Source organism: Dietzia kunjamensis, from assembly GCF_045689975.1.
GTDB classification, from domain to species: Bacteria; Actinomycetota; Actinomycetes; order Mycobacteriales; family Mycobacteriaceae; genus Dietzia; species Dietzia kunjamensis.
Window position 1 is genome coordinate 236,895 of the sequence record NZ_CP143297.1, and the last position, 16,616, is coordinate 253,510.

Below are 16,616 nucleotides of genomic sequence, written 5' to 3' on the forward strand. Positions count from 1 at the left end.
CCGGCGGACGGACGATGTCGCAGGTGACGGCGGCGCGCCGGTTCGTGCGCACCGGGACGGTCTTCTGGACCGGGGTCGTGGTGGTGGTGGCGGTCTTCTTCGCCGGCGCCTGGCAGCGCCGGTGGATCGCCGACGACGGCCTCATCGTCCTGCGCACCGTCCGCAACCTCATCGCCGGCAACGGCCCGGTGTTCAACGCGGGGGAGCGGGTCGAGTCCAACACCTCCACGCTGTGGACGTACCTCATCTACGGCGTCCACGAGATCGTCGGGTACCGGCTCGAACTGGTCGTCCTGGGCGTGGCGCTCACGCTGAGCATGCTCGCGGTGGTGTTCGCGATGCTGGGCACCCACGTGATGTACCGCGGCACCGGCCGCGCACCCGCCGGTGGGCCGATGGTGCTGCTGCCATTCGGCGTGCTGGTCTACGTGATGCTGCCCCCGGCCCGCGACTTCGCCACCTCGGGTCTCGAGACGGGCCTGGTCATCTGCTGGATCGGCGCCATGTGGCTGGGGTTGCAGCTGTGGGCGCGGGCGCCCCATCGTGAGGGCCGGTTCGGCCTGCCCACCCCGGGCACGGCCGCGATCGCCTTCCTCGCCGGGCTCGGCCCCCTGGTCCGCCCCGAGATGGCGCTGGCCGCAGCGGCGTTCCTGGCGCTGATGGCCGTCGCCCACCAGTCGTGGCGTCACCTCGGGTGGTTGGTGGTGATCGCCGGCACGGTCCCGGTGGTCTACCAGGTCTGGCGGATGTCGTTCTACGCGCTGCCGTACCCGCTCACGGCCGTGGCCAAGGACGCCGGCGGGTCGAAGTGGGACAAGGGCGCCGAGTACCTGTGGAACCTGCTGTCGCCGTACGTCCTGCTGGTGCCGCTGGCCGCCGTGCTCGTCGCGGGACTGGTCGCCCTCTGGGCCCGCCTCGCCCCCCGCCCCGGAAATCCGCTACTCCCGCTCCGGATCCGCTATCCGGATTCGGCTAGCGGATCCCGAGGGACGGTAGCGGATCCGCGGGGTGGCGACGACGAGGGCGGTCGCCTGTCGCGGCTGCGCCGCCGGGCCCGCTCCACCCCGGTCGTCACGATCGTGTTCCTCGTGGTGGCACTGGTGATGCTGCTCTACGTCATCCGCGTCGGCGGCGACTTCATGCACGGCCGTGTGCTGCTGCCGTCCCTGTTCCTGCTGCTCCTGCCGGTCTCGGTGGTGCCCCTCCCCGTCGGTCCCGCCAGCGGGTCCGCGGAGGCCTCGGTGCGCCGGGTGGCGGTCCCGGCGATCGCGGCTGCGTGGCTCGTCGTCGTCGGCTGGGCGGTGACCGTCCAGGTCACCGAGGACCCGTTCCGGGAGGAACCGGAGTCGATCACGTCGGCGGGGATCGTCGACGAGCGCCAGTTCTACATCCAGCGGACCGGGCACAGGCACCCGTTGCTCGCCGAGGACTATCTGGACTTCCCCCGGATGCGGGCCCTGGTGAACGACGTCACCCGGAACCGGACCGGCGCGGTGTTCCTCCCGGTGCCGGGGTTCCAGGACCGGTGGGACGTGGTGTCCTACGACAGGCCGATGCCCGGGTTGGCACCGTTCGAGCTGCCGGAGGAGCCCCTCAAGACGGTGGTGTTCCTCAACCTCGGCATGACCAGCATGAACCTGCCGCTCGACGTGGACGTCTACGACACCGTCGGGCTCGCCTCGCCGCTGGCCGCGCACACGGACCGTATGGAGGACGGCCGGATCGGGCACGACAAGTTCCTGCCGTACGACTGGGTGCTCGCGCGCACCGGAGTCGTGGAGGACCCGGTCAACTTCCCGCGGTGGATCGACGTCAACTGGGTGAACCAGGCCGAGGTCGCGCTCCAGTGTCCCGCCACGCAGGCACTCATCGAGTCCTACACGGCCCCGTTGACCCTCGAGAGGCGTTGGTCCAACGTGGTGAATGCATTCTCATACGCCGAGTACAGGATCAACAGAATCCCTGCGTACGAGGTCCAGAGGTGCGGGCTGCCGATGCCGGAGGAAGTGGAGAAGTATCAGGGCACTCGGTAGTGTTGCGCACGCTGTTGTCTCGAAACGGTAACAGTCGGGGGTCGAAATGGTCCCCGACCTGTAACACCTGCCCCAAAGTGCGCGACAGTATCGATGAACTCGATGTCGCAGTTCCGGTCCTCCCCCTGGTGGGGCCGGTCCGATGAACGTCACCGATGCCCTCCCGGGCACCAGGAACGAACAAAGGAACACACGAATGTCCCATTCCACCCTCCGGCGCAGGTTCGCCGCCGGGCTCACCGCACTGGCGACGGCCGCAGGGCTCGTCGTCGGCGCCCCGGCCCTGGCCGGTGCCCAGGCGACCGAGCAGGGCTCGTCGGCCAGCCTCGGGTCCGCGGGCTCGGCTGCCGCGCCGCCCGCCGCCCCCGCGTTCCGGCCGGCCGGTGGTGACGAGAACCCGGTGGGTTTCCGTAACTGGCTGCGTCCCGGCTGCCAGTGGGACCCGGTCGCCTCCTGGGTCCAGCTGTGCAACGTCTACTCGCCGGCCATGAAGCGGGACATCAAGGTCCAGGTCCAGCCGGCCCGCTTCGGCGGCAACGCCGGTCTGTACCTGCTCGACGGGCTGCGCGCCCGTGACGACTGGAACGCGTGGACCCACGACGCCCAGGCCCAGCGAATCTTCCTGCAGGACAACATCACCCTGGTCATGCCCGTCGGCGGCCAGGTGTCCTTCTACTCCGACTGGGAGCGGCCCATCAACCTGGGCGGCAACCTGCTCGAGTACAAGTACGAGACGTTCCTGACCGAGGAGCTCCCCGGCTACCTGCAGGCCCACTTCGGCGTGGCCCCGAACAACAACGCCGTCGCCGGCCTGTCGATGGGCGGCTCCGCGGCCGCGACGCTCGCCGCCAAGCATCCCGACCAGTTCAAGCAGGTCTCGGTGTTCTCCGGCTACATGAACCCCACGGCCCCGGGCATGTACACCATGATCCCGCTGGCGATGTTCGACCAGTGCAAGTGCGACCCGTTCGCCATGTGGGGTCTGCCGGGCTCGCCGAAGTGGGGCGAGCACGACCCGCTGCTCAACGCCGCCAAGCTGCGAGACATCCCGATGTACGTGACCGCCGGGTCCGCCATCCCGGGCCGGTACGACCAGCCCTCCAGCCTGCAGGCCGTGTTCAACACGTTCAACGGCATCATCCTCGAGGGCCTGTCCCGCGGGTCGACGCTGGCGTTCCAGAACACCATGAACGCCGCGCCGAACAAGGCCACGTTCGAGTACCGCACCACCGGCATCCACGGCTGGGGTTACTGGAACGACGACCTCATCGCGGCCCGCTCGGCGCAGATCCTCGACGTGATGAACGCCCACGCGTGGTGATCCCGCAGAGTTAGCTGACGAATCGGACTCCCGTCAGCGAGTCCTCACCCGTCACACCGGGGCCCCGCGCGTAGATTCTCGTGCGGGGCCCCGGTCGCATCTGACCACCGGGTTCGGCCGCGGGAGGGGAACCCGCGGGCGCACCACGGACCCGGGCTCCGGATACATGTGGCGCGGGTCGTTCTGACGCGCGCCCACTAACTATTCGGCGAGACGACGCGGCAAGGAAGAGAACAACACATGGCGACCCCCAGCTCAGACGCGAGCCCCCGGCACCGGTGGGCGTCCCTCCTCGCGGCTCCCCTCGTGGCGTCCGTGGTGGGTTCCGGTCTCGTCCTCCCGCCCGTCGCGGCGGCACAGGAGACGCCGTCCCGGCCGACCCCGGGGCAGACGAGCCCGGCGGAGAGCCCGGCGCGGTCGACCCCCGCGGAGAGTCCCGCCAGTGCGCCCGAGGCGCCGACCCTGCGCGTGCCGTCGACGCCGCCGTCCGGTGTCCGGCTCGACAAGGTCGAGTGGAAGTCCGCCAACCGGGTGGCACTCTGGGTCCGGTCACCAGCCATGGAGCAGGCGATCCAGGTGCAGCTCATGCTCCCGGCCCAGTGGAACGCCGACCCCGAGCGCACCTACCCGTCCCTGCTCCTGCTCGACGGGCTGCGGGCCCGCGACGACGCCAGCGGCTGGACGCTCGAGACCAAGATCTCGCAGTTCTTCGACGCCAAGAACGCCGTCATCGTCCTGCCGATCGGTGGAGAGTCGAGCTTCTACACGGACTGGGTCTCCGACGCCAAGGGCTCGGCGTACCAGTGGGAGACGTTCCTCATGCAGGAACTGCCGCCGCTGCTGGCCCGCGACTGGCGGGTGGGTGACAAGCACGGCGTCGCCGGACTGTCCATGGGCGGCACGGCCGCGATGATGCTGGCCCAGCGTTACCCGGATCACTTCGACTTCGCCGCCAGCTACTCGGGCTTCCTCGACACCACCAGCTTCGGGATGCCCGAGGCGGTCAAGGTGGCGATGCAGGACGCCGGCGGCTACCCGGCCGAGAGCATGTGGGGCCCGCTCGGGTCCCGGCGCTGGCAGGAACAGGACCCGAAGCTCCACACCGAGAAGATGCGCGGGCAGAGCGTCTACGTCTCCGCCGGCAGCGGCAACACCGGGCCCTGGGACCAGCCGTCCGGCCTGCCGGACATCCCGGCCAACTTCCCCGGCTACGGCCTCGAGCTGCTCTCGCGGATGACCACGCAGACCTTCGTCAACCGGGCCCGCGCCGCCGGGGTCGAGGTCACCGCCAATTTCCGCCCGTCCGGCACGCACACCTGGCCGTACTGGCAGTTCGAGATGACCCAGGCATGGCCGCAGTTCGCGACGGCGGTGGGGATCGAGAACGTCGAGAAGCCGTGCGCGGCGAGTGGCGACATCGCACGCCTCGCCGAGCGGCAGCCCGGCCTGGGGCCGTGTCTGACCGGCGAGTACGACGTCCGCGGCGGCAAGGCCACCGACTTCCGCTTCGGCCGCGCCTTCTGGTCGCAGGGGACCGGGGCCCACTCGGTCCTCGGCGCGATCGGCGCGGCCTACCAGGCCGAGGGCGGCCCCGACGGGGTGCTCGGGCTGCCGACCTCGGGCGAGACCACCACCCCGGACGGCCGCGGCCGGTTCTCCACCTTCCAGAACGGCGTCATCTACTGGTCGCCCACCACCGGGTCGCACGCCGTCCGCGGTGGCATCCGGGCGATGTGGCAGGAGCGCGGCGCCGAGCGCGGCGAGCTCGGCTACCCGACCACCGACGAGATCACCAACCCCAACAAGCCGGGTGTCGTCCAGGGCTTCCAGGGCGGGACCGTCTACTGGTCCGAGGAGACGGGCCCGAAGGTCGTCGAGGGCAAGATCCTCGAGACCTATCGCGAGGCCGGCGCCGAGAACTCCGAGCTGGGTTACCCGACCACCGACGAGATCGCCCTGAGCACCCGGGACGGCGCGTTCAGCCGGTTCCAGGGCGGGTACATCTACTGGTCCCCGCGGACCGGGGCCCACGTGATCCCCCGTGGGCCGGTGTTCGACGCCTGGGGCACGGTCGACTACGAACGCGGACGGCTCGGCTACCCGACCGGCCCGCTGCGCACCACGCGGGACGGTCAGGAGATGGAGTTCGAGGGCGGCCGCATCACCGTGAGCGGTGGCCGGGCGGAGATCTCGTCGTGAGAACCCGGTTGGCGACGCTGACCGCCGCGCTGCTCGTCGGCGGTGGGATGCTCACCGCCTGCGGCGGAGGGGACTCGACGGTCTCCGGCGTGCCCGACTCCGAGACGTTGGCCCCGCCCCCGGGCGGCAGCGGATCACCCGGGGTGTCGCGCGTTCCCGCGACGGAGGATTCGGGCCGCTATACGGAGGCGCCCGCACCCGTCGATCCGGACGCCTCCGGGTACACCGCCCCGGCCGTCGGCGCGCGGGAGCGCGGGTATCTCGCGGCGTTGGAGAGCGAGGGCATCGACACCGCGGACCTCTCCGATTCGCTCGTCGCCGCCGGCAACACCATCTGCCGCATCCGGACGACCGGGGGCGCCGCCGACGAGACGACGACGATCGCCGACGCGGTCGCCGGTCAGATCTCGGCGGGCGGGTACTCGGATCGCGAGGTCGACGAGCTCTCCCGCGTCGTGGTGGACGCCTCGGCGGGCCAGCTCTGTCCGTAGTCCGACGAATGCACACAGCGCCGCGGCGCCCGGTCTGGCAGGACCCGGCCCGTGTCGCCCCGGGGTGAGACGGGACACCCTCCCGGTGCTCCCGGAACCCGCAGCGCCACCGGGGCGTTGACCGGTCGTCGGCCACCCGCCCCAGTCGAGCGGGGAGGCTGGGAAGGAGTTCGTATCGTGGCTCGCGGAATGCGTCGTGGGAGAGGCCGTCGTCTCGGGTGCTCGTTGGGGGCACTCGTGCTGGTGGTCCTGATGGTGCTGGGCATCGGATGGTGGATCGGGAATCGTGGGCTGCCCACGGGTCCCGACGGGCCCCTGCCCGGCCCGGGGGAGCCGGAGCTGACCCAGCCCGCGGACTGTCCGGACGTGGAGATGGTCGCCGTGCCGGGGACCTGGGAGAGCAGCCCCACCGACGACCCGTACAACCCGGGTTTCCTACCCAACGCCCTGCTGAGGACGATCACCGACCCGCTGAGCGAGCAATACCCGAACGACCGGCTCGAGGTGTTCACCGTTCCCTACGTGGCCCAGTTCAGGAACCCGCAGGCGCCCAACGAGATCCCCTACGACCAGAGCCGGGCGGAGGGCACCGAGCGGGCCCGCGCCGAGCTCGCCGCCACGCACGAACGGTGCCCGTATACGTCGTTCGTCCTCTTGGGCTTCTCCCAGGGTGCGGTGATCGCGGGTGACCTCACCAGCGAGATCGGTACGGGCAACGGGCCGGTGCCCGCCGACCTGGTCCGGGGATCGGTCCTCATCGCCGACGGCCGCCGCGTGCCGGGCCAGGGGCAGTCGCCGGGGTTGTCCCCCGGAAACGGGCAGGGGATGGAGATCTCCCTGCAGCCGGCCACCGGACTCACCCAGCTCATCGCCGGCGCCACCATGACCGGGCCCCGCCCGGGTGGGTTCGGCGAACTCGGCGACAGGACCGCCCAGATCTGCGACTCCCGTGACCTGATCTGCAACGCCCCGCTCAACGTGGTGGACGGCGCCGCCCGGTTCCAGGAGTTCGTCGCCAACAACGCGATCCACGCCATGTACGCGACCAATCCGGACGTGATCGAGGGGACGACGGTCCCGGAGTGGACGATCGGGCACGTGCGTGAGCTCGTCGACGCCGCCCCGGAGATCGCCCACGGGTGACCCGTCCACGCCTCCCGAGGGCTCGGCCTGCGACACGCCTGACGAGCCGGATGATTCGGAGTTCGGATGCGCTCTGGGGCACGCTGTAGGATCGACCAAGCTTGTCGTCAGTGCACCCGGCATTTCCGTGGTCGACGACGTCGACCAACGTAAGACGGATCGGAACGGAGCAACGTGGAGTTCGAGCAGTACCACGACGCCGGTGGGGCGATCGTCATCCCTGATCGCACCACCCTTGTCGACTTCGTCGAAGCCAATGTCTCCGCCGCCCGCGAGGATCCTGCCGAGGACGGGCTGATCTACCGCTACATCGACTACTCGTCCTCCCGCGACGGCGAGGTGCACGAACTCTCGTGGTCGCAGTTCGGTGATCGGCTCTACGCCATCGCCGCCCGACTCCAGCAGGTCGCGAAGCCGGGGGACCGGGTCGCGATCCTCGCGCCGCAGGGACTCGACTACATCGTGTCGTTCTTCGCGGCCATCCACGCCGGGCTCATCGCGGTGCCCCTGTTCGACCCGGACGAGCCCGGTCACCACGACCGCCTCCACGCGGTCCTGGCGGACTGCGCGCCCGCGGTCATCCTCACCTCCACCGAATCTGCGGCCGGGGTCCGGACGTTGTTCCGCTCCCTGCCGGCGCGCGAGCGTCCGCGCACCGTCGCCGTCGACGCCATCCCCGCGGAGCTCGGCTCGGGGTGGACCAGACCGGATCTCGGCGCCGACGACATCGCCTACCTGCAGTACACCTCCGGCTCGACCCGCGTGCCGGCCGGTGTGGAGATCACCCACCGCAACGTGGTCACCAACGTCATGCAGCTGTTCGACGGGCTCGGGCTGACCCGCGCGTCGCGCGGGGTCACCTGGCTGCCGCTGTTCCACGACATGGGCCTGCTGACGGTGATCCTGCCCGCGATGGGCGGGGCCACCATCACGGTGATGAGCCCCCGCGCGTTCGTGCAGCGCCCGGGTCGCTGGGTCTCGCAGCTGGGCGCGATGTCGGACGGCGACGGCGTGTTCGCGGCCGCGCCCAACTTCGCGTTCGAGCACGCCGCCCGCCGGGGGCTGCCGAGGGACGGCGAGACCCTCGACCTGTCCGGCGTGACCAGCATCATCAACGGCTCGGAGCCGGTCACCCCGGCCTCCATGCGTGCCTTCAACGAGGCCTTCGCGCCCTACGGGCTCGCACCGACCGTCATCAAGCCGTCCTACGGGATGGCCGAGGCGACCCTGTTCGTCTCCTCGCCGCGCCGCGACGACGAGGCGATCGTCATCCACGTGGACCGGTCGGACCTCAACAAGGGCGTCATGACCGTCCTCGACCCGGCGCAGGTGGAGGGCAACGAGGACGCGATCCCGCAGGTCGCCTGTGGGTACGTCGCACCGAGCCAGTGGGCCACCATCGTCGAGGCGAACATCGACGAGGCCACGGGTGAGCACGACGGCACCGGGCGGGAGCTGCCCGAGGGGCGCGTCGGCGAGATCTGGCTGTACGGCACCAACGTCGGTCGCGCCTACTGGGGGCGCCCCGAGGAGTCGGACGCCACCTTCGGCAACCGGCTCGTCGAGTGCCTCGAGGAGGGGTCCCGCACGGTCCGGGAGTTCGGGACCGTGCCCTCCGACGCGCGATGGCTGCGCACCGGCGACTACGGCGCCTACGTGGACGGTCAGCTGTACATCACCGGCCGCGTCAAGGACCTGGTGATCGTCGCCGGCCGCAACCACTACCCGCAGGACCTCGAGAACACGGCGCAGGGCGCCTCCGATGCGCTGCGCCCCGGATTCGTCGCCGCGTTCTCGGTGCCGGCCAACCAGCTGCCGATGGAGGCGCGTAACGGCGCGGAGATCGCCGCCGATGACTCCTCGGAGACGCTCGTCGTGGTCGGCGAGCGCGCACCCGGCGCCGGCAAGGCCGACCCGGGCCCCATCGCGGACGCGGTCCGCACGGCGATCTCGGCTCGTCACGGCGTCACCGCCCAGGACGTGCTGCTGGTCCCCGCCGGATCCATCCCCCGCACGTCCAGCGGCAAGATCGCGCGGCGCGCGTGCAAGGCGGCCTACGTGGACGGCACCCTGCGCGGGGGCCATCAGCAGACCGCCTTCCCGGACCTGCCGGCGCAGTAGCGTCCGCCCGGCCGGGCCGGTTCAAGCACCACGGGTGCCCCGCCGCGACGGGACACACCGGACGACACCCGAGGAAAGGCGAGCCAGGACGATGGCACAGAGCGAGATGACGGTAGTAGAGCTCCGCGAATGGATGCGGGGCTGGGTCTGCCGGGCCACCGGGCTCGACATCTCCAAGGTCACCGACGACCGCTCGCTGGAGGAGTACGGGCTGTCGTCCCGCGACGCCGTGTCCCTGTCCGCGGATCTCGAGGACCTCGTCGGTCGGCCGCTCGACGCGACCGTCGCCTACCAGCACCCCACCATCGCCTCGCTGGCCGAGTACGTCGTCAACGGACCGGTCGAATCCGAGGCGCCCACCGATTTCCACACGTTCCGTGACCGCGGCGCGGGCATGGAGTTCGACGTGGCCGTGATCGGGTTCGCCACCCGCTTCCCCGGCGGCGCCGACACCCCGGAGGCGACCTGGGAACTGCTCGCCTCCGGCCGGGACGCAACGACCCCCCGCCCGGCGACCCGCTGGTCCGAGTGGTCCGGCGACGCCTACGTCCAGCAGGTGCTGTCCGAGGCGCCCGATCGTGGCGGCTGGCTCGACGACGCCGAGGTCCGCGACTTCGACGCCGAGTTCTTCGGCATGAGCCCCCGCGAGGCCGAGATGGTCGACCCGCAGCAGCGGCTCGCACTCGAGCTCACCTGGGAGGCCCTGGAGAACGCCCACCTGCCGGCCAGCGACCTCAAGGGCCACGAGGTCGGCGTCTTCATGGGATCGTCCTCCAGCGACTACCAGGTGTTCCTCACCTCGGACTCCGCTGCGGCCTCCCCGTACGCGGTCACCGGCGCCTCCAACTCGATCATCTCGAACCGGGTCTCGTACACGTTCGACTTCCGCGGCCCGTCCATGACGTTGGACACCGCCTGCTCGACGTCCCTGGTGGCGATCCACGAGGCCGTCAACTCGCTGCGACTGCACGAATCGGACCTGGTCGTCGCCGGCGGTGTCAACATGATGCTCGCGCCCGCCGCGACCATGGGCTTCGCCAAGACTGGTGCCGCGCTCAGCCCCGACGGGCGGATCAAGGCGTTCTCGTCCGATGCCAACGGCATCTGCCGGTCGGAGGGCGGGGGAGTGTTCATCCTGAAGCGCCTGTCGGAGGCCGAACGGGACGGCAACGACATCCTCGCCGTCATCAAGGGGTCCGCCGTGAACTCGGACGGTCGCTCCAACGGTATGACCGCACCCAACCCCGACGCCCAGGTCGCCGTCCTGCGCCAGGCCTACGCCGACGCCGGCGTCGACCCGCGCGAGGTCGACTACATCGAGGCGCACGGCACCGGCACCATCCTCGGGGACCCCATCGAGGCCACCGCCCTGGGCCAGGTGCTCGGCCGCGGCCGCGAGGCCGACCGCCCCACGCTGCTCGGCTCGGCCAAGACCAACTTCGGCCACATGGAGTCCGCCGCCGGGGCCGCCGGCCTCGCCAAGATCATCCTCGGGATGACCAACGACGCCCTGCCGCCGACGATCAACTTCGCGGGCCCCAACCCGTACATCGACTTCGACGCCGCGCGACTGAGCGTGGTCACGGAGACCACCGGGTGGCCGCGCTACAGCGGGCGCGCCCTGGCCGGCATCTCCGGGTTCGGGTTCGGTGGCACCAACGCGCACGTCGTGGTGGCCGAGTACCAGCCGGCGCCGGTGCGCGCGTCGGAGGAGACCACGGTCGACGAGGACTCCGTCTCCGACGCCCGGGCCGGCGAGGTCGCCACCCCTGACGCCCCTGCCGCCGAAGCCCCGGCCCCCGAGGCCCCGACCCCCGAGGCCCCGGCCGCCGCGGACGACATCGCACGCTGCGTGGCCGAGGCCGTGGAGCGCAACGCCGACGAGCTGGCCACCACCGGCACCTCCGTGCCCGGCGCCCCCGCGACCGTGCTCGTCGTCTCCGGTTCCCTGCCGTCGCGCCGCAAGTCCACGGCCGGTCAGATCGCGGACTGGCTCGAGGCGCAGGACGACTCGGTCGACCTGGGCGCCGTCGCCCGCACCCTCGCCACCCGCAACCATGGTCGGTCGCGCGGCGCCGTCGTGGGCCACACCCGCGACGAGCTCGTGGCGGGCCTGCGCGCGCTGGCCGCCGGCGACCCCGGGCCGGGCGTGTTCAGCGCCGACGCCCCCGCCGGCACCGGCGACGTGTGGGTGTTCTCCGGCTTCGGGTCCCAGCACCGCAAGATGGCCAAGGAGCTGTACCTTTCCAACCCGCTGTTCGCCTCGTGCCTGGACGCGGTGGACGAGCTCATCGACTTCGAGGCCGGCTACCGGATCGCGGAGTTGATTCTCGATGACTCCCAGACGTACGAGCTGGAGAACTCCCAGGTCGGGATCTTCGCCATCCAGGTGGCGCTGGTCGACACCCTGCGCGCGCTCGGGGCCAAGCCCGAGGCCGTGATCGGGCATTCGATGGGCGAGGTGGCCGCCGCGTACGCGACCGGAGGCCTCGGCCTCGAGGACGCCGTCCGCGTGATCTGCGTGCGCTCGCGTCTCATGGGCGACGCCGAGGGGCAGGTCTCGGAGGAGGAGGCCGGCGCGATGGCGCTGGTCGAGTACTCGGCCGAGGAGATCGCGCAGATCATCGCCGACAACCCGCAGTTCGCCTCCATCGAGCCCGCCGTCTACGCCGCGCCCACCCACACCACGGTCGGCGGCCGTGCCAAGCCCGTCGCCGACTTCGTCGCGTGGGTCGAGGAGCAGGGCAAGTTCGCCCGTCAGCTGCAGGTCCGCGGCGCCGGGCACACCTCGGACGTCGACATGCTCCTGGGCGAGCTGGCCGCGGAGATCGCGGGTCTCGAGCCGCGCGAGCTCACCTCCGGCCTGTTCTCCTCGGTCGATCGCGAGACCTTCTACCGCGCCGGTCACGAGCCGGTCCACGCGGAGGAGTACTGGGTCAAGGGCATGCGGCACTCCGTGTGGTTCACCCACGCCGTGCGCAAGGCCGTCGACGCCGGGTACGTGACGTTCCTCGAGCTCGCGCCCAACCCGGTGGCGGCGATGTCGGTGGCCGCGACCTGTTTCGACGCGGGGCTCATGGAGCCGAACCTCCTCCACACGCTCAAGCGCAAGGAGTCCGAGGCCGACACGCTCCTGCACGCCGTCGCGCAGCTGTACGTGCACGGTCACACCATCGACGTGCCCAGCGTCGTGGAGATGATCCACGGCTACGTCACGGGCCCCGGCCGGTACGCGCCGGTGCCGGGGACTGCGTGGAAGCGCCGCACCCTGTGGCCCAAGGTCACCGCCGGGGGCGGGTCGGGCGAGGGCCGGATGCCGGGCTCGCACGTCGCGCTGCCCGACGGTCGACACGCGTGGCAGGTCCGTGCCGAGGTGGTGCCCAGCGTCGACGCGCTGATGACCGCCGCCGCGGCGTCGGTGCTCGAGGGTGCGACCCTCACCGCCGTGAACCGGCCCGGCGTGCTGCCGGCCGCCGGTTCCGTGACCACCACCATGACCCCGCACCCGGGTGGCGCGTCGGTGCAGGTCCACGCCCGCGCCGGCGACGCCACCGCGGCGTTCGTGTTGGTCGCCGAGTGCGCCGTGACCGGCGGCGCCCCCATCGCCCCGGACTCCGCGCCCGAGCAGCACTACGTGTCGAGTGAGTCCGACGCGCCGGTGGTCGACGACGAGGACGACGACGAGGTCGACACCCGCTGGAACCCCGACTCCGGCGAAGCGATCGGTGACCGCCTGGCCCGGATCATCGGCTCCTCGATGGGATACAGCCCCGACGACCTGCCGAGGGAGCTCCCGCTGCTCGATCTCGGCCTGGATTCGCTCATGGCGGTGCGGATCAAGAACCGTGTCGAGCACGAGTTCGCCATCCCGCCGCTCGAGTTGCAGGCGATGCGCGACGCGTCGCTCGACGATGTCGCGGACATGGTGCGGTTCGCCGTCGAGAACCCGGATCAGGTCGGCGACCTGGCGGACCAGCAGGCCCGCGGTGAGGGCGCCGTCGACGTGGCCGCACTGCGCGGCGACGCGCCGGCGTCCGAGGAGGGCTCCGGTGGCGATGACGCCGCGGTCGCCATCGCGCCCCGCGACGACACCGAGCGCATGGCGTTCGGCGCCTGGGCCGTGGTCACCGGCGCCGCGGCACCCGGCGTGACGGGCCCGCTGCCCCCGGTCGACGAGCCGACCCGGGTCGCTCTCGCCGAGCGGCTCTCCGCCCGCTCGGGTGGCGACATCACCGCCGCACAGGTCGCCGGTGCCACGACGATCGCCGAGGTCGCGGACCTGCTCCGGCCGTTCACCGAGGTCGCGGTGGAGGGCAACATCCGCGTGTTGGCCGAGGGGTCGACCGAGGGCGCCCCGCTGTTCCTCTTCCACGCCGCCGGCGGGTCGTCGTTCGTCTACGAGCCGTTGGTCGATCGCCTCGGCGCGGACACCCCGGTGTACGGCGTCGAGCGCGTCGAGGGGCCGCTGGAGGAGCGGGCCGCGAGCTACCTGGACCGCATCCGCGAGATCGCGGCCGGCCGTCCGCTCGCCGTGGGGGGCTGGTCCTTCGGCGGCGCGCTGGCCGTGGAGGTGGCTCGTCAGCTGCGGGCCGCGGGCGACGAGGTCGCGCTGGTGGTCCTGCTGGACACCGTGCAGCCGTCGGAGCCGATCCCCGACACCCTCGACGAGGCCGAGGCCCGGTGGCGTCGGTACTCGGAGTTCGCCAAGCGCACCTACGGGCTGGATGTGGAGGTCCCCCGGGACTTCCTGGCCGAGCACGGTGAGGACGGCGTGTTGGACATGCTGCTCGGGGCGCTGGGTGCCGAGGCGGGCGCCATGGGCGGCGGTGTCATCGAACACCAGCGGGCCAGCTTCGTCGACAACCGGATCCTGCAGAGCGCGGACCTGTCCACCTGGGCCGGTGTCGGCGCCGAGGTGCCGTTCGTGCTGTACCGCGCGGAGCGGATGCACGACGGGGCGATCGAGCTCGAGCCCCGCTACGCACACATCGACCCGGACGGCGGCTGGGCCCGCATCGTCGGCGACCTGGAGGTCGTCCAGCTCGACGGGGACCACCTCGCGATGGTCGACGAACCGGTGGTCGGTACCGTCGGTAAGCATCTGGCGCGTCGGCTCACCGAGCTCGACGCGGGTGTACGGAAGGGGACAGACGCGTGACGGCGAAGACCACCGCGGAGAAGCTCGCGGAACTGCGGGTCAAGACCGAGCAGGCCAAGGACCCGGGCAGCGAGCGGGCGAAGGCCCGCCGCGACGCCGCGGGGCACACCCCGCCGCGGGAGCGGATCGCACTGCTGCTCGACGCCGGCAGTTTCGTGGAGATGGGCCAGCTCGCCAAGGCGCCCGGTAGCCCGGACAACCCGTTCGGTGACGGCGTGGTCACCGGCCGCGGCACCATCGACGGTCGCCCGGTGGCCGTGTACGCGCACGACAACACGGTGTTCGGCGGGTCGGTCGGCGAGGGCTTCGGCAAGAAGGTCTGCGCGATCATGGACTTCGCGATCAAGGTCGGGTGCCCCATCATCGGCATCAACGACTCCGGTGGCGCGCGAGTCCAGGACGCCGTGACCTCGCTGGCCTACTACTCCGAGATCTCGCGGCGGCAGTACCCGGCCTCCGGGTACGTGCCCCAGATCTCGATCATGCTGGGCAAGTGCGCGGGTGGCGCGGTCTACGCCCCCGCGACGACCGACTTCGTGATCGCGGTCCAGGACCAGGCGTACATGTTCGTCACCGGCCCCGACGTGATCCGGCAGGTCACCGGCGAGGACGTCACCATGGACGAGCTCGGCTCGGCCCTGCAGCAGGCCAAGAACGGCAACGTCAACCACGTGGCCGTGAGCGAGCACGACGCCTTCATGTACGTGCGTAACCTGCTGAGTTACCTGCCGTCCTCGGCGGCGGAGAAGGCGCCGCGGATCAACCCGGGTCTCGAGGCGGAGACCACGGAGTCGGATCGTCAGCTGGACTCGATCATCCCGGACTCGGACAACGCCGCGTACGACATGCACGACGTGCTCCTGCGGATGTTCGACGACGGCGAGTTCGTGGAGACCTCCGGGCAGTTCGCGTCCAACATCATCACGGGTTTCGCCCGGGTCGACGGCGAGTCCGTCGGCGTCGTCGCCAACCAGCCCCTGCACCTGTCGGGTGCGTTGGACATCGACGCCTCGGAGAAGGCGACGCGGCACATGATGCTGTGCGACGCCTACTCGATCCCGCTGGTCTACGTGGTGGACACCCCCGGCTACCTCCCGGGTGTGCAGCAGGAGAAGCTCGGCATCATCCACCGCGGGGCCAAGATGGGTTTCGCCGTGGCCGCGACCTCGGTGCCCAAGGTGACCTTCGTGGTGCGCAAGGCCTACGGCGGCGCGTACGCCGTGATGGGGTCCAAGAACCTGGGTGGCGACCTCAACTTCGCCTGGCCCACCGCGCGCATCGCGGTGATGGGTGCCGAGGGCGCGGTCGACCTGCTGCAGCGTCGGCAGATCGAGGAGGCGGGCCCCGAGGAGGGTCCCAAGCTCCGCAAGCAGCTCATCGACATGTACAACGAGTTCATCGCGACCCCGTACACCGCCGCCGAGCGCGGGTACATCGACGCCGTGATCGAGCCGTCGCAGACCCGCCTGGTGCTGCGCGGTGCGCTGAACCAGCTGCGGGACAAGATCAGCAACGAGCCGCCGCGTAAGCACCCCATCGCGCCCATGTGACCGCCGCGGGCGGGGTCGACTGGGCGGCTACTCGGACTGGTTCGGACAGGCGTCGACGGCCACCTGGAGGGTGATGTCCCCCGCCCGCTCGAAGGTGAAGGTGACCGGGATCGACTTCCCCGGCTCGGCGCTGTCGTCGAGACCGAACATGAAGGACCTGAACGGTCGGTCGGGTGCGTCGGCGTCCTCGACGTTCTCCACCGGTTGACCGGCGGCGATCGACGACTCGGGGGCGATCTCGAGGGCACCCGCGGGGGCGTCGATCTCGACCCGCTCCGCGGCGGGGCTGGTGATCTCCGAGAGAGTCTCCGCCTCGGTGGAGCTGTCGTTGACCGCGGTGAAGCTCAGCTGAGCGGGTGCGTCCACCTGCAGCGAACAGTCGATCGCGTAGGCGGGTGCGATGAAGACGTTCTCGACCGAGGTCTGACCGTCCGTCTCTCCTCCGCCGCGGTTGGTCGAATCCGGTTCCGGGTCGTCGGACGAGCATGCGGTCGACACCCCGAGGGCGAGGACCATCGCGGCCGAAGCGGCGTACCGGGTCATTGTGATGCTCATGGCCGACACGGTACCCACGGTGGGCGTGTCGGCACACCGCATTCT

The 16,616-nt window shown here is 71.1% G+C and carries 9 protein-coding genes; 8 read left to right on the top strand and 1 reads right to left on the bottom strand.

Annotation, left to right across the window (positions count from 1 at the left end):
* The first annotated feature begins 14 nt into the window (after nt 1-14).
* The 8 genes from VZF99_RS01105 to VZF99_RS01140 all read left to right on the top strand — a co-directional run bounded on the left by VZF99_RS01105 (nt 15) and on the right by VZF99_RS01140 (nt 16,016).
* Nucleotides 15-2,033 carry an arabinosyltransferase gene (locus VZF99_RS01105; protein ID WP_407335483.1) on the top strand — a complete coding sequence of 673 codons (2,019 nt, stop codon included), beginning with the start codon at nt 15-17 and terminating at the stop codon, nt 2,031-2,033.
* A 196-nt stretch (nt 2,034-2,229) separates the two neighbouring features.
* Nucleotides 2,230-3,354, top strand: a complete 1,125-nt coding sequence (locus tag VZF99_RS01110; protein WP_253003013.1) for an alpha/beta hydrolase family protein — start codon at nt 2,230-2,232, stop codon at nt 3,352-3,354.
* A 240-nt stretch (nt 3,355-3,594) separates the two neighbouring features.
* Complete coding sequence (locus tag VZF99_RS01115) at nt 3,595-5,553, top strand: alpha/beta hydrolase-fold protein (RefSeq protein ID WP_253003014.1); 1,959 nt, start codon at nt 3,595-3,597, stop codon at nt 5,551-5,553.
* Nucleotides 5,550-6,044, top strand: a complete 495-nt coding sequence (locus tag VZF99_RS01120; protein WP_067714813.1) for a DUF732 domain-containing protein — start codon at nt 5,550-5,552, stop codon at nt 6,042-6,044. The genes VZF99_RS01115 and VZF99_RS01120 overlap by 4 nt, the downstream gene beginning before the upstream one ends.
* A gap of 177 nt (nt 6,045-6,221) precedes the next feature.
* Complete coding sequence (locus VZF99_RS01125; protein ID WP_396444378.1) at nt 6,222-7,187, top strand: cutinase family protein; 966 nt, start codon at nt 6,222-6,224, stop codon at nt 7,185-7,187.
* Nucleotides 7,188-7,361: 174 nt separating this feature from the next.
* Complete coding sequence (gene fadD32 / locus VZF99_RS01130; protein ID WP_067714808.1) at nt 7,362-9,308, top strand: long-chain-fatty-acid--AMP ligase FadD32; 1,947 nt, start codon at nt 7,362-7,364, stop codon at nt 9,306-9,308.
* A 91-nt stretch (nt 9,309-9,399) separates the two neighbouring features.
* Complete coding sequence (pks13, locus tag VZF99_RS01135; RefSeq protein WP_407335484.1) at nt 9,400-14,466, top strand: polyketide synthase Pks13; 5,067 nt, start codon at nt 9,400-9,402, stop codon at nt 14,464-14,466.
* The gene (locus VZF99_RS01140; protein ID WP_407335485.1) at nt 14,463-16,016 is read left to right on the top strand and encodes an acyl-CoA carboxylase subunit beta; all 1,554 of its coding nucleotides are present in this window, start codon (nt 14,463-14,465) and stop codon (nt 16,014-16,016) included. Before pks13 ends, VZF99_RS01140 begins: the two co-directional genes overlap by 4 nt.
* 27 nt (nt 16,017-16,043) lie before the next feature.
* Here VZF99_RS01140 and VZF99_RS01145 read toward each other — a convergent pair whose 3' ends face one another.
* The gene (locus VZF99_RS01145; protein ID WP_407335486.1) at nt 16,044-16,571 is read right to left on the bottom strand and encodes a hypothetical protein; all 528 of its coding nucleotides are present in this window, start codon (nt 16,569-16,571) and stop codon (nt 16,044-16,046) included.
* Between the last annotated feature and the right edge of the window lie 45 nt (nt 16,572-16,616).

What these genes read in the sequence shown, in the direction of transcription:
- VZF99_RS01105 (WP_407335483.1), top strand. Translation starts at nt 15, where the DNA reads ATGTCGCAGGTGACGGCGGCGCGCCGGTTCGTGCGCACCGGGACGGTC.
- VZF99_RS01110 (WP_253003013.1), top strand. Translation starts at nt 2,230, where the DNA reads ATGTCCCATTCCACCCTCCGGCGCAGGTTCGCCGCCGGGCTCACCGCA.
- VZF99_RS01115 (WP_253003014.1), top strand. Translation starts at nt 3,595, where the DNA reads ATGGCGACCCCCAGCTCAGACGCGAGCCCCCGGCACCGGTGGGCGTCC.
- pks13 (WP_407335484.1), top strand. Translation starts at nt 9,400, where the DNA reads ATGGCACAGAGCGAGATGACGGTAGTAGAGCTCCGCGAATGGATGCGG.
- VZF99_RS01145 (WP_407335486.1), bottom strand. Translation starts at nt 16,571, where the DNA reads ATGAGCATCACAATGACCCGGTACGCCGCTTCGGCCGCGATGGTCCTC.